General features: G+C 73.6%; 10 protein-coding genes. 7 read left to right on the top strand and 3 right to left on the bottom strand.

Going from position 1 to position 13454, the window contains the following annotated elements; translation table 11 throughout:
• The first annotated feature begins 122 nt into the window (after positions 1–122).
• The 5 genes from WJM95_RS01100 to WJM95_RS01080 all read left to right on the top strand — a co-directional run bounded on the left by WJM95_RS01100 (position 123) and on the right by WJM95_RS01080 (position 7725).
• Positions 123–1871 carry a discoidin domain-containing protein gene (locus tag WJM95_RS01100; RefSeq protein WP_339127536.1) on the top strand — a complete coding sequence of 583 codons (1749 nt, stop codon included), beginning with the start codon at positions 123–125 and terminating at the stop codon, positions 1869–1871.
• A 47-nt stretch (positions 1872–1918) separates the two neighbouring features.
• Entirely contained in the window at positions 1919–4729 is a 2811-nt protein-coding gene (locus tag WJM95_RS01095) for a glycoside hydrolase family 3 C-terminal domain-containing protein (RefSeq protein ID WP_339127535.1), read from the top strand.
• A 62-nt stretch (positions 4730–4791) separates the two neighbouring features.
• On the top strand, positions 4792–5832 hold the full coding sequence (locus tag WJM95_RS01090; protein WP_339127534.1) for a LacI family DNA-binding transcriptional regulator: 1041 nt from the start codon (positions 4792–4794) through the stop codon (positions 5830–5832).
• Positions 5833–5893: 61 nt separating this feature from the next.
• Positions 5894–6655 (top strand): maleylpyruvate isomerase family mycothiol-dependent enzyme, encoded by a 762-nt coding sequence (locus WJM95_RS01085; protein WP_339127533.1) that lies wholly within the window; start codon positions 5894–5896, stop codon positions 6653–6655.
• Positions 6656–6843: 188 nt separating this feature from the next.
• Positions 6844–7725, top strand: coding sequence for a universal stress protein (locus WJM95_RS01080; protein ID WP_339127532.1), 882 nt, complete (start codon positions 6844–6846; stop codon positions 7723–7725).
• A 131-nt stretch (positions 7726–7856) separates the two neighbouring features.
• Here WJM95_RS01080 and WJM95_RS01075 read toward each other — a convergent pair whose 3' ends face one another.
• Positions 7857–8210 carry a hypothetical protein gene (locus WJM95_RS01075; RefSeq protein WP_339127531.1) on the bottom strand — a complete coding sequence of 118 codons (354 nt, stop codon included), beginning with the start codon at positions 8208–8210 and terminating at the stop codon, positions 7857–7859.
• A gap of 107 nt (positions 8211–8317) precedes the next feature.
• Here WJM95_RS01075 and WJM95_RS01070 point away from each other — a divergent pair, with 107 nt between their 5' ends.
• Complete coding sequence (locus WJM95_RS01070; protein WP_339127530.1) at positions 8318–8983, top strand: NUDIX domain-containing protein; 666 nt, start codon at positions 8318–8320, stop codon at positions 8981–8983.
• 47 nt (positions 8984–9030) lie between these two features.
• Here WJM95_RS01070 and WJM95_RS01065 read toward each other — a convergent pair whose 3' ends face one another.
• Together WJM95_RS01065 and WJM95_RS01060 are read right to left on the bottom strand one after the other, a co-directional pair.
• Entirely contained in the window at positions 9031–11571 is a 2541-nt protein-coding gene (locus tag WJM95_RS01065) for a SpoIIE family protein phosphatase (RefSeq protein ID WP_339127529.1), read from the bottom strand.
• A gap of 191 nt (positions 11572–11762) precedes the next feature.
• Positions 11763–12683 carry a LysR family transcriptional regulator ArgP gene (locus tag WJM95_RS01060; RefSeq protein WP_339127528.1) on the bottom strand — a complete coding sequence of 307 codons (921 nt, stop codon included), beginning with the start codon at positions 12681–12683 and terminating at the stop codon, positions 11763–11765.
• 66 nt (positions 12684–12749) lie between these two features.
• Here WJM95_RS01060 and WJM95_RS01055 point away from each other — a divergent pair, with 66 nt between their 5' ends.
• On the top strand, positions 12750–13361 hold the full coding sequence (locus tag WJM95_RS01055; protein WP_339127527.1) for a LysE family transporter: 612 nt from the start codon (positions 12750–12752) through the stop codon (positions 13359–13361).
• Positions 13362–13454 lie beyond the last annotated feature (93 nt).

Below are 13454 nucleotides of genomic sequence, written 5' to 3'. Positions count from 1 at the left end.
TCGCACCAGCACCGGCACCGGCACCCGAACCGAGGCCGCACCGTCATCCCAGCCCGAATTCCGCGCCCACCCCGTTCCGACCCCCACCCGCATCCCCTCACCCGTACCCCGGACGGACTCTCATGACCGGATCCCGAACCACCCGGCGCCATGTCATGGCGCCCCTCACCGCGGGCCTGCTCGCCGCGGCGGCACTCGTCCTGCCCGCCCAGCGGGCCCACGCCGCCGGCGGCGTCGTCAAGGTCACCGGCTCGCAGGGCAACTGGCAACTGACCGTCGACGGAAGCCCGTACCAGATCAAGGGCCTGACCTGGGGCCCGGCCGTCGCCGACGCGGGGCGCTACATGCCCGACCTGAGGTCGATGGGCGTCAACACCGTCCGCACCTGGGGCACCGACGCCTCCAGCAAGCCGCTGTTCGACGCGGCGGCCGCCCAGGGCATCAGGGTCGTCGCCGGTTTCTGGCTCCAGCCCGGCGGCGGCCCCGGCAGCGGCGGCTGTGTGAACTACCTGACGGACACCGCGTACAAGAACCAGGTGCTCACCGAGTTCCCCCAGTGGGCCGCCACCTACAAGGACAACCCCGGCGTCCTGATGTGGGACGTCGGGAACGAGTCCGTGCTCGGCCTCCAGAACTGCTACGGCGGCGCCGAGTTGGAGCGCCAGCGGGACGCCTACACCACGCTGGTGAACGACATCGCCAAGAAGATCCACGCCGTCGACCCCAACCACCCGGTCACCTCCACCGACGCGTGGACCGGCGCCTGGCCCTACTACAAGAGGAACGCGCCCGACCTGGACCTGTACGCGGTGAACGCCTACAACGCCGTCTGTGACGTGAAGTCGGCCTGGGAGCAGGGCGGTTACACCAAGCCCTACATCGTCACCGAGACCGGACCCGCGGGCGAGTGGGAGGTCCCGGACGACGCGAACGGTGTCCCCGCCGAACCGACCGACCGGGCCAAGGCCGACGGCTACACCCGGGCGTGGAACTGCGTCACCGGGCACAAGGGCGTCGCGCTCGGCGCCACGATGTTCCACTACGGCACCGAGTACGACTTCGGCGGCATCTGGTTCAACCTGCTGCCCGCGGGCGAGAAACGGCTCTCGTACTACGCCGTGAAGAGGGCGTACGGCGGGGACACCTCCCGTGACGACACCCCGCCGGTCATCACCGACCTGACCGTCGAGGGGGACGCGGGCAAGGTGCCGGCCGGGCGGGACCTGACCCTCTCGGTCAGGGCCACCGACCCCGAAGGCGACCCGGTCATGTACGAGGTGCTGGACAACAGCATGTACATCGACCAGAGCAAACAGCTGAACCCGCTGCCCTTCACCGACCTCGGGGGCGGCCGGCTCAGGGTGACTGCGCCGGACCGGCCCGGGGTGTGGAAGTTCTACGTCAAGGTCAAGGACGGCAGGGGCAACGTCGGCGTGGAGACCCGCTCCGTGCGCGTGGTGCCGCCCACGCCGAGCGGCACGAACATCGCCCTCGGCAGGCCCGCCACCGCCTCCTCGTTCCAGACCGGCGGCGGGGACTGCCCCTGCACCGCGGCGAACTCCGTCGACGGCAATCCGAACACCCGCTGGGCCAGCGACTGGAGCGACCCCCAGTGGCTGCGCGTCGACCTCGGCTCCCGTACCTCGTTCCGCCACGTCCAGCTGGTCTGGGAGACCTCGTACGCCAAGGGCTACACCCTTGAGACCTCCGACGACGGACAGAACTGGACGACGGTCCGCACGGTCACCGACGGCAACGGCGGTGTCGACGACCTCGACGTGTCCGGCACCGGCCGCTACGTCCGGGTCCACGGAACCGCCCGAGGCACCGGCTGGGGCTACTCGCTCTACGAGTTCGGGGTCTACAACTGAAACACGACAGAAGGGGAGAGCGCTCTCCCGGGAAAGGGGACGCAGGCGTGCGCAGGACCGGCGACGAGGCGGAGCGTGAGGCGCTCCTCGGCAAACTCACCCTCCGCGAGAAGGTCCGGCTGCTGACCGGCGCGACCACCTGGCGCACCCGCGCCGAACCTGCCCTGGGACTGCGGGAGATGGTCCTCTCGGACGGTCCCGCCGGAGTGCGCGGGCAGTCCTGGGACGAGCGCGATCCCGCCCTGCTCCTGCCCTCGGCGTCCGCGCTCGGGGCCCTGTGGGACGAGGAACTGGTGGAGCGTCTCGGCGGCCTCCTCGCCGCCGAAGCGCGCCGCAAGGGGGTCGACGTGATCCTCGCGCCCACCCTCAACCTCCACCGGACACCGCTCGGCGGGCGGCACTTCGAGTGCCTCTCCGAGGACCCCGAACTGACCGGCCGCACCGGCGCCGCGCTCATCCGGGGAATCCAGGCCCAGGGAGTCGCCGCCACCGCCAAGCACTATGTGGCCAACGACTCCGAGACCGACCGGCTGACCGTCGACGTCCGGGTGTCCGAGCGGGCCCTGCGGGAGGTGTACCTCGCGCCGTTCGAAGCGGCCGTCGAGGCCGGTGTCAGGGTCGTGATGGCCGCGTACAACGGCGTCAACGGAGCCACGATGACCGTCAGTCCACTGCTGGAGAACCCCCTCAAGGGCGAGTGGGGCTTCGACGGAGTGGTGGTCTCCGACTGGGGCGCGGTACGTACCGGCGAACCCTCCGCGCGCGCCGCCCTCGACCTCGCGATGCCGGGGCCGGAGAGCGCCTGGGGCGATGCGCTGGTGAGAGCCGTGGAGGAGGGACGCGTCCCACGCACCACCGTCGACGACAAGGTCCGGCGTCTGCTGCGCCTGGCCGCCGCGTGCGGGGCACTGGGGGAGCCGCGCGAGGGGGACGGGGCAGGTGGGTTGGCGGCGGTCCAGGGCGTGGCGCCCGGGGCGATGGGGCTGATCGACCCGCCTGCGACCGGCCGGGAATTCGGGGCGGAGGCGGTGCCACCTGCGGAGCCTGGAGCGACGGGTCGGACGGGCCTGTCCGCTTCCGGACCGGGAGCCGGGTCGGCAACGGCGCCATCCGCGAAGCCCGGGGTGACGGAGTGCGGCGCTTCGTCCACGACCGGCTCGGGGGGCGGACCGGCGGCGGTGCCGGCCGGGGCGCCTGGGGTGACGGGGTGCGGCGCTTCGCTCACGACCGGCTCGGGGGGCGGACCGGCGGCGGTGCCGGTCGAGGTGCCTGGAGTGGTCGGCCGGGTCGCCGTGCTCGGCACCGGTCGGGGCGAGGCCGCTCGGGTGCTGCTGCGGCGGGCCGTGGCCGCGAGTGCCGTTCTGCTGAGCAACCGTGACGTCCTCCCGCTCGACCCCGCCCGGCTGCGCACCGTCGCCGTGATCGGCGGGCACGCGGTGCTGCCGCGCGTCCAGGGCGGCGGCAGCGCGGGAGTCTTCCCCGAGCGGGTCGTCACCCCGCTGGACGGCATCGCCGCCGCGCTCGGCGACGGCGTGCGCGTCCTGCACGTGCCGGGCCCCACGACCGACGCGCCGCCTGCACCCCTGACCCCGGACCTGTGCACCGACCCGGTCTCCGGCCTGCCCGGCGTCCGGCTGCGTGTACTGGACCCGGCAGGGCGGGAACTCTGCTCCGAACATCGCCTGTCCGGAAGGCAGTTGGAACCGCCGCTGCCGCCCGGCGCGCACACCGTCGAGATCGCCGCCCGCCTGCTTCCGGCGACTTCGGGGTCGTGGACGCTCGGCGTCGGCGGCTTCGGCCGCATCAGCGTCGCCGTCGACGAACACCGTTTGCTGGAGGGGGAGTTCGACAAGGACACCGACGACCCGGCCGTCGTCCATGTGAATCCGCCCGTCCGGAGTGTGTCCGTGTCCCTCACGGCGGGCCGCGCGGTGAGCGTGGTGGCACGCCGTGAACTCGCCCCGGACACAGGCCGGGCCACCGTCGTCACCGCGGCCCCGCCCCGCCCCGACGACCGGGCGGCCCTGAACGACGCGGTACGGGCGGCCCGCGCGGCGGACGCGGTGATCGTGGTCGTCGGCACGACCGAGCACGGCGAGTCCGAGGGGCGCGACCGCGCGGACCTCGGACTCGGCGGACGCCAGGACGAGCTGGTGCGCGCCGTGACCACCGCCGAACCGCGCACGGTCGTCGTCGTCAACAGCGGCGGACCGGTCGAACTGCCCTGGCGCGAGCGGGCCGGAGCCGTGCTGCTGACCTGGTTCCCCGGCCAGGAGGGCGGCACGGGCCTGGCCGACGTGCTGTTCGGCCGGACCGAACCCGGCGGCCGGCTGCCCACGACCTGGCCCGCGGTCCTCGCCGACGCCCCGGTCACCCGCACCCGTCCCGAGGACGGACGCCTCGACTACACCGAGGGCCTGTACATCGGCTACCGCGCCTGGGCGCGCCACGACCGCGCCCCCGCCTACTGGTTCGGGCACGGTCTCGGCTTCACCACCTGGGCGTACGAAGGACTGACCGTCCCCGGCCGTGTCGTGCCCGGCGAACCGTTCACCGTGCGGGTCGCGGTGCGCAACACGGGCCGGCGCCCCGGACGCGAGGTCGTCCAGGTCTATCTCGCCGGACCTCCGGGGCCCCCGGACCACGGGGAACGCCGGCTCGCCGGGTACGCCCCGGTGACCGCCGCGGCGGGCGAGCGGGTCACGGTGCCGGTACGGATACCGTCCCGCGCCCTGCGCCACTGGGACGAGGACGAGCACGCCTGGCGCACGCGGCCAGGCACCTGGCATGTGCTCGCGGGCCGCTCGGCGGGCGCGCTGCCGCTGACGGCCGCCGTGGTGGTCCGTACCCCCGGCTGAGCGCCCGGCGGACAGGGAGAGCGCTCTATCCCGGGACGGGGCGGGCCCGTTAGGGTGCCGCCATGAGCAGACAGGCTCCCACGCTGGAGGATGTCGCGCGGGTGGCCGGAGTCTCCCGCGCGACCGTGTCCCGGGTCATCAACGGGGTCCGCAACGTCGACCCCGGGATCCAGGAGGTGGTGCGCCGGGCCATCGAGCGGACCGGATACGCGCCCAACCGGGCCGCCAGATCGCTGGTGACCCGGCGCAGCCAGACCGTGGCGCTGATCGTCTCCGGCGCGGGCGACACCCCGGGGGACGAGCAGAACGCCTTCGCCGCGCGGGTGTTCGCGGACCCGTTCTTCGGACGGGTCGTCAGCGGCGTGGTGGGGTACCTGCGTCCACGCTCGATGCACCCCCTGCTCATGTTCGCCGAATCGGCGGAGACCAGGAGCCAGGTGCTGGCCGACCTGCGGCAGGGCAGCGCCGACGGCGCCCTCGTCGTCTCCACCCACGCGGACGACCCGCTGCCCGCGCTGCTCGCCGACGCGGGCGTGCCCGCCGTCCTGTTCGCCCGGCCCTCCCGCCCCGTGCGCCTGAGCTACGTCGATCTCGCCCACCGCGAGGGGGCCCGGCTGGCGGCCGAACACCTCCTGAAGCGGGGGTGCCGGCGGATCGTCACGGTCACCGGGCCGCTCGGCGTGGCCGCGAGCCAGGACCGGCTCGCCGGGTTCCGCGACACGATGGCCCGGGGCGGACACCCGTACGTCCCGGTCGCGGAGGGCGGGTTCACGCTGGACAGCGGTATGGCCGCGATGTCGGGTCTGCTGTCCGAACACCCTGATGTGGACGGGGTGTTCGCCGCCAACGACCTGATGGCCCAGGGCGTGTGCCAACTGCTGCGGGAGCGGGGCAGGGCGGTACCGGACGACGTCGCGGTCGTCGGCTTCGACGACTCCAGCGTCGCGGTCACCTGCCGGCCTCCCCTGACCACCGTGCGCCAGCCGGTGGAGGAGATGGCGGGGGCGATGGCCGCCCTCCTCGACGAGCACATCAGGGGCGATCGCAGCGAACCCACGTCGCTGATCTTCGACCCGGAGCTGGTGGTCCGCGCGTCGGCCTAGCGGAGCCGACGGCCTGGAAAAAGGGGTGCGGTCGGCTGAACTGGAGTGATAGGCAGGCGAGGTGACAGACAGTCTTGAGTTTTCCGCCCTGCTGCGTCTGATCGACGAGCGGTCGGCCGCGTTCCGGAGTGCGGTCGCCGCCGCGCCCGGCGTCGACGTGCCGGTGCCGTCCTGCCCCGAGTGGACGTTGTTCGATCTGGTGCGGCACCTGGGTACGGGCCAGCGCTGGTGGGCCGCGATCGTCGCCGCGGGCCCCGCAGAGGCTCCGCCCGCCAAGGACACCGCGGAGGTGCCGCGCGAGCTCGACGCGCTGCTGGCCTGGTACACCGAGTCGAACGAGCTGCTGCTGAGCGCGCTCCGCGAGGCCGGCCCGGACCGCGCGTGCTGGACGTGGTGGGCCGCGGGCGTGTCACCGGCGAACGCCCGGGGCGTCGCCCGGCGCCGGGTGCACGAGGTGCTGGTGCACACCTACGACGCCCAGCTCGCCGCCGGCGCGGTGCAGCCGATGCCGGCGGACGTCGCGATCGACGGCGTGGCCGAGTTCCTCGACACCTGCAACTCCACCCCGGCGGCCTGGCCGCACGAGGCCGCCACCGTCCACTACCACGCCACCGAGGGCCGCTCCTGGCTCCTCACCCTGGACGGCACCGGCGCCTGGCCCGCACCCCTCACGGACGACGCCGCGCCCGCCTCCGTTTCGGCCACGGGCACGGCCGAGCAGCTGCTCCTCTTCGTCTGGGGCCGTCTCACGCTGAGCGACCTGAAGACCGAGGGCGACCAGCGGGTGTTCGAGCGGCTGATCGCCTGGGAGCCCGAGGAGTAGCCGGTCGACACCGCCGCCGGGCGGGCGGTACGGCCTCGTGGCCCGGTCCGACCGCACCGACGTGGACCCGAGCCGGTCGGGCGCGGCGCCCTGCCCGGAGATCGCCGGAGCCGCCGGTGGCGGACACTGGACGGGTCAGGATGGACGAGCCCGGCCGGTCAGGCGGGCCGGCGGCGGAAGGCAGGCGGATGACCCACCCGATCACCGTGGGCGTGGACGGATCACCCGAGAGCAGGGCGGCGCTGGCCTGGGCGGGCCGGGAGGCCGTCCGCCGGGATGTGTCCCTGCGGGTGGTGTACGCCTGGCACTGGCCGCCGCACGACATGGTCGGCGGTGGCGACCGGGAGGACCAGGCGCGCTGGGTCCACGGCATGATCGAGGACGCGACGCGCACGGTCACCGAGCGGCACGCCGGCCTGCCGGTGACGGTCGACGTGATCGACTCCGACGGCGGCGACGTGGTGCGCGCCCTGCTGGACGTGGCGGCCGACACGGGGACCCTGGTCCTCGGGTCGAGCGGATACGGCGCGTTCGTCGGCTTCCTGCTCGGTTCCGTGGGGCAACGGGTGATCGCCGAGGCGCCCTGCCCGGTCGTGCTGGTGCGGTCGGAGGACCGGCCCGGGGACGAGGCGGGCGGCCGGGAGATCGTCGTGGGCCATCAGGGCGGGCCCGAGGACGGCACGGCAGGTCTGCGCTTCGCGTTCGAGACGGCGGCGGCCCGAGGTGCGGCCGTCCGGGCCGTACGGGCGTGGAGTCTGCCGCCGGTGTTCGCCTACAGCCCCGGTTCGCTCAAGATGCTGGACGAGGCCGGCGGCTTGGAGCCGTACGAGCGGAAGGCGCTCGTGGAGGCGCTCCAGCCGTGGCGCGAGCGTTTTCCCGAGGTCCCCGTCACCCAGCACATCGAGATGGGCAGCGCGGGCCAGGTACTGCTCTCCCTCTCCGGCCGGGCGCAGTTGATGGTCGTGGGCCGCAGGGCCGACCGGTCCGCCGTGGGCGCGCGGATCGGTTCGGTGGCCCACGCGGTGATCCATCACGCGCCCTGCCCGGTGGCGGTCGTCCCGCACGACTGACTCGGGCCGGGCCGTCGCTCGCCCCGGGCCAGGGGTCGTACGCCGCGATCCGCCCGGGCCAGGGGTCGTACGCCGCGATCCGCCCGGGTACAGGGTCGTACGCCGCGATGCGCCCAAGCCGGGCGCGGTGGCTAGGTGTTGTCGGCCCGCGACATCCGCAGGGCGAGATCCTGGAGGAGATCCGCCGTCGAGACGTCGGTGCGCCCGGAGTCGTGCAGATCGGCGAGTTCGGAGAAGAGGAAGGCGAAGGCGCCCACCAGCGAGATGGCGGCGGGCAGATAGGCGTCCGCGACCGCCTGCCCCGCCTCCGCGGGACCGGCGTCCCCGGGCACCTCGACGCGCGGGAACACCTCGGTGACGAGCGCGCCCAGGTTGTTCTCGGCCGACTCGACCCCGGCCTCCTCGTCCTGGGCGATCCTGCGCACCATGGCGTTGGTCTCGGTGAGCACGCCGATGGCGCGCAGGATGATCTCCGTCTGTTCCATGCCGTGAGCCTAAACGGGCGAAGCCCCGCTGTGACCAGGATCTTGGTGTCGAGATGGTAGACAGGGCCCATGAACGACAACTCCCGCTCCCGTCAGGCCGGCGCGCGATGACCGCGGGCATCGACACCCCCGACCGCCGGGGCCGCACCGGGCTCGACCGGACGGGTCTCGATCTGAGCGGCAACCCCCGGGTCAGGATCCGCGACGTCAGGCTCCTGTCCTGTCACTGGTACGTGGAGCGGAGCACCACGTTCGACCTCCTGCTCGCCGACGGAACGTGGAGCACGCAGGAGCGCGAGACCCACGACCGCGGCAACGGAGCCACCCTCCTGCTGTACGACGCCGATCGTGAAACCGTGCTGCTGACCAGGCAGTTCCGGTATCCGGTGTATGTCAACGGCCACCCGGACGGGATGCTGGTCGAGACTCCGGGCGGCCTCCTCGACGAGGACGACGAACACCCCGAGGACGCCGTACGGCGCGAGGTCATCGAGGAGACCGGGCACACCGTCGGGGACGTCGAGCACGTCTTCGACGTCTACATGAGCCCGGGTTCGGTCACCGAACGGGTGAGCTTCTACGCGGCCTCCTACGGTCCGTCCACCCGTACCCACGAGGGCGGCGGACTCGACGAGGAGGGCGAGGACATCGAGACGTTCGAACTGCCTTTCCGCGAAGCCCTGTCGATGATCCGCACGGGGGAGATCGCCGACGCCAAGACCATCATGCTGTTGCAGTGGGCCGCGCTGGAGGGGCCGTTCGCCAAGGCGTGACCTCAAAGGCACTGCGAAGGCCGGACTCCCGTCCGGGCCCGGGGAGTTCACCCCCCGCGCGGCGGCCTGCGGGTGGTGAGCAGCAGCGCGATGTCGTCGGGGCGCTCGTTGGCCTTCCGGGCCTCGGCGGTGAGCAGGTCGGCGGCGCGGGACAGGGAAGGACCGCCCGCGGTGAGATGCTGCGGGGGGCCCGCCTCGGCCAGGGTCGAGCGAAGGGTCTCGACCCCCTCGTCGATGTCCGTTCCCGGCCGCTCGACCAGCCCGTCCGTGTAGAGGGCCAGGACCGCGCCGGGCTCCAGCACCAGGTCGGTGACGGGGTAGTCGGCGTGCGGGTCCACGCCGAGCACCACACCGCCGGGCAGGTCGAGAACCTCGGTGCGGCCGTCGGGATGCCGCAGCAGCGGCTGCGGATGGCCGGCCCGCGCGGCCTGCGCGACCCCGGTCAGCGGATCGACCCGGACGTAGCAGCAGCTCGCGAACTGGCCCGGGTCGAGGTCGATCAGGAGCCGGTTGGTGCCGCTCATCACCTCGTCCGGTGAATGGTCCCCGAGGGCGAACGCCCTTACGGCGCTCCGGAGTTGACCCATGGTGGCGGCGGCCTGGACGCCGTGGCCCTGTACGTCCCCGATGACGAGCGCGAGTCCGTCGCCGGCCTCGACGACGTCGTACCAGTCGCCGCCCACGTCCATGCCGACGGTGCCCGGGAGATAGCGGCCCGCCGTCTCGACGAGGGGGTGCGCCGACAGCCGGTGCGGCAGCAGCGCCTCCTGGAGCCCGCGGGCGAGTGCCGCCTCGTTGTCGTAGCGCCGCGCCCGCTCCAGGGACTGCGCGATGAGTCCGGCGAGCGCGGTGAGGACCGTACGTTCCTCGGTGGTGAAGGTCCGCGGCCGGTCGAACCCGAGGATGCACGAGCCGACCGGGCGCCCGGAGGCGATCAGCGGAAGGAAGGCGCGGGCCCCCACGGTGGCGTCGAGGGCGACGCCGGGATAGGCGGCGGCCAGTTGCTCCATCGATTCGAAGAACAGGGCCCGTCCGCTGGTGAGGGTCTCGACCCCGGGCAGCTTGGCGTCCAGGCCGACTCCGTCGAAGGGTGCCAGGAATCCCTGCGGGAAGCCGGTCTCCCAGGCCAGATAGAGCCGGCGGTCCTGGAGGAGATAGATGGCCAGGCGGCGGCTGCCGAAGGCGGGCAGCAGTTCGCGCATCACCACCTCGGACACCTGCCGAGCGGTCACCGCCTCGGTCAGCGCGATGGCGAGGACGATGGGCCGGTACTGCGGTGCCGTGCCCGAGACCGCCGTCTCGGGCTCGTCCGCCTCGGCCCGTAGGGCCCGCGCCGCCTCCATGTCGAACGGTGCGTTCCCGGTGGCGTCCGAGGCCCGCCCCAGGGGAGTGATCTTGCAGGTCACACCGCGGGGCCCGGGATAGACGGAGAAGCTCAGCCAGGTGCCCGTCACCTGTCCCGGAGTCGTCGCGGCGTTGTTGCCCAGCGGGCTGTGGGCCCGGAAGTGCACCGGGTCCGTCGAGAGCAGGGCGCTGCGCAGATGGTCCTCGTAGGCGGGGTGGTCCATCCAGGGCGCCACGTCCCACAGCAGCCGGCCCAGCAGGTCGGCGCGCGGGCGGCCGAGCAGGTCGGCGGCCCGCGGATTCGCGTAGGTGATCAGCCCGATCCGGTCGATCGCGAAGACGCCCTCCGGGAGCTGGTCGGCCGCCCCGTCCGCCGCCGGCCCCGGTCCGGGGTCGACGAGGGCGCCGCTGACGCGGAACGGCGGCACGTCCGTCTCTCCCGCGGTCCACAGTTCGAGCAGCCGCAGCCCACCGCTCCCGGTCCGTACGGGCAGGGGGTGGGGCGGGGGCCGGCCGGCGGCGGTCTCGCGCAGGGCCGCCAGCAGCAGCCGGGGTTCGTCGTGGGCCAGTGCGTCCGCGAAGGCCTCGGGTGTCCCGGCGAAATCCTCCTGGGGGATCCCGAGCAGCGCCCACAGGGTGTCGTCCGCGACGAGCGCGCCGTCGCCGGGATCCCAGGTGAAGCCCCCGACGGACCGGCTGGAGCGGCCGTCGACCGGGGGCCGGGTCCCGAGCGGGTCGGCGTCCCACAGGACCGGGAGCCCGTCCTTGTCGAGCCGGGCCAGGGCGGCTCCGAGCTCCGCGGCGACCGCGGTCATCCGGTCGCGGTCCGGCAGGACCTCGGTGGCGTCCGAGGCGGGCGGGCGCAGCACGGTCAGGACGCCGTACGCGGTGGAGTCGCCCACGACCGGAACGTAGAGGGATCCGAACTGGAACGGCAGCCCGGCCGCGAGCTGCGGATAGCGGCGCATCGTCTCGTTCGGATCGGCGAGCAGCACCTCCACGCCGAGCCGGTGGGCGTCCGCGACCGGGAAGGGCCGGTCCACGTGCATGCGTGACCAGGGCCGGAACAGGGGGCCGGGCAGCCCCGCGAGGACGGCCAGGCGCAGCAGGCCGGGCGTGCCGGAGCGCAGATACACGCCCCCCGCGAAGCCGCGGGCGGCCCGGATCGCGTCCGTCACCGCGTCACTGAGCAGGGAGGTCAGGCTGTCCAGCGCCTGGCCCTCACGCTCGGCGCTCCCTGTCATCGATCTGCCCTCGTCCGCCCGCCGCCAGGGGGGTCAACACAGCAAGAATGCGCCTCCGGGGTCGCACACCGCACCTCGGCGTCCGCCACGGCACCGGCAGGTGAGGCCGTTCCTCCCGGCCGCGCCCGGATCCGCCGAGCGTGACCATACCGGCTCGGACCGGATTCGGGAGCCGTCCGGAAGCCGTTGATTCAGGCGGCTTGAGCGGGCCGCAGCCGTTCGGCGGCGACGGCCGCCACCGCCTCGGCCACCGCGGCCAGGGCCGGGAAATCGAGTTTCCACTGCTGCCAGAACAGTGGGACGTCGACACCGGGTTCCGGGGAGAGACGGACCAGCCGTCCGGCGCGCAGCAGCGGTTCCGCCTGGACCTCGGGCACCATGCCCCAGCCCATTCCGGCCACGACGGCGTCGACGAACCCCTCCGACGTGGGGACGAAATGGCGCAGCGCGCTCGCCCCGGGACCGCCCGCGAGCGAGCGGACGAAGTCGTCCTGGATGTCGTCGTCGCGGTCGAAGGCCACCACGGGGGCGGAGCCGATCAGCTCGCGCAGGGGCGTGCCGGTGGCGGTGCCGAGCCACGCCTCGGCGCAGCCGGGGCTCGCGACGGGCAGATAGCGCATCCGCCCGAGGGCCCGCACCGAGCAGCCGGCCACCGGGTCGGGCGAGGAGGTGACCGCCGCCATGACCGAGCCCTCGCGCAGCAGGGCGGCGGTGTGGTCCTCGTCCCCGCGGCGCAGTTCGAAGCACAGCCGGAGTCCGCCGGGCACCCGGGCCAGCGCGGGCAGGAACCACGTCGCCAGCGAGTCGGCGTTCACCGCGATCGGCAGCCGGGTGGGCTCGCCGGTCCCGGACATGCCGAGCTCGGCGTGCGCGTCGCGCTCCAGGCGGGCGAGGCGGCGCGCGAAACGCACCACGATCTCGCCGGACTCGGTCGGGCGCACCGGTTTCGTCCGCGTCAGCAGGACCCTGCCGGTGCGCTGCTCGAGTGCCTTGACCCGCTGGCTCACCGCCGCGGGCGTCACGTGCAGGGCCGTGGCCGCCGCGTCGAAGGTGCCCTCGTCGACCACCGCGAGCAGGGTGCGCACCTGGTCGAGGGGCAGTTCCGCCATCACGAGTGCTAATGATACGTAAGGATCTTTAGCTGTACTTCCGGCGCTCGGCTTTCTAGCGTCGACGGCATGACAGCAGCACTCACCGCGGCGGTCGCCGGATTCGGCGCCGGTCTCTCCCTCATCGTCGCCATCGGAGCGCAGAACGCCTTCGTCCTGCGCCAGGGAGCGCGCCGGGACGCGGTTCTCGCCGTGGTGGGCATCTGTGCCCTGTCCGACGCGCTGCTGATCGCGCTCGGGGTCGGCGGGGTCGGTGCGGTGGTGGTGGCCTGGCCCGCCGCGCTCACCGCGGTCGCGCTGGTCGGCGGCGGCTTCCTCATCGTGTACGGGGTCCTCGCCGCCCGGCGGGTGCTGAGGCCCTCGGCCCTGCGGGCGGCGACCGGGGCACCGGGTTCCTGGCGCCGGGCCGTCCTCACCTGCCTGGCCCTGACATGGCTCAACCCGCACGTCTACCTCGACACCGTGTTCCTGCTCGGCTCGCTGGCCGCCGACCGCGGATCCCTGCGCTGGACGTTCGGACTGGGCGCGGCGCTCGCCAGCCTGTGCTGGTTCGCGGCCCTCGGGTTCGGCGCACGGCTGCTCGGCCGCCTGCTGGCCCGTCCCGCGGCCTGGCGGGTGCTGGACGGCCTGGTCGCCACGACGATGATCGCGATGGGCGCCACCCTGATCGCCGGCGTCTGATCGCCGACACCCGGCGGCCCCGCCTGATCACCGGCGCCTGATCGCCGCCTGATCACCGGCGCCTGATCACCGGCGCCCGGTCGTCGCCGCCCG

Source organism: Streptomyces sp. f51 (genome assembly GCF_037940415.1).
Classification (GTDB): Bacteria; Actinomycetota; Actinomycetes; order Streptomycetales; family Streptomycetaceae; genus Streptomyces.
This window is presented reverse-complemented; position numbering and strand designations above follow the sequence as displayed.

What these genes read in the sequence shown, in the direction of transcription:
- WJM95_RS01100 (WP_339127536.1), top strand. Translation starts at nt 123, where the DNA reads ATGACCGGATCCCGAACCACCCGGCGCCATGTCATGGCGCCCCTCACC.
- WJM95_RS01090 (WP_339127534.1), top strand. Translation starts at nt 4,792, where the DNA reads ATGAGCAGACAGGCTCCCACGCTGGAGGATGTCGCGCGGGTGGCCGGA.
- WJM95_RS01080 (WP_339127532.1), top strand. Translation starts at nt 6,844, where the DNA reads ATGACCCACCCGATCACCGTGGGCGTGGACGGATCACCCGAGAGCAGG.
- WJM95_RS01075 (WP_339127531.1), bottom strand. Translation starts at nt 8,210, where the DNA reads ATGGAACAGACGGAGATCATCCTGCGCGCCATCGGCGTGCTCACCGAG.
- WJM95_RS01070 (WP_339127530.1), top strand. Translation starts at nt 8,318, where the DNA reads ATGACCGCGGGCATCGACACCCCCGACCGCCGGGGCCGCACCGGGCTC.
- WJM95_RS01065 (WP_339127529.1), bottom strand. Translation starts at nt 11,571, where the DNA reads ATGACAGGGAGCGCCGAGCGTGAGGGCCAGGCGCTGGACAGCCTGACC.
- WJM95_RS01055 (WP_339127527.1), top strand. Translation starts at nt 12,750, where the DNA reads ATGACAGCAGCACTCACCGCGGCGGTCGCCGGATTCGGCGCCGGTCTC.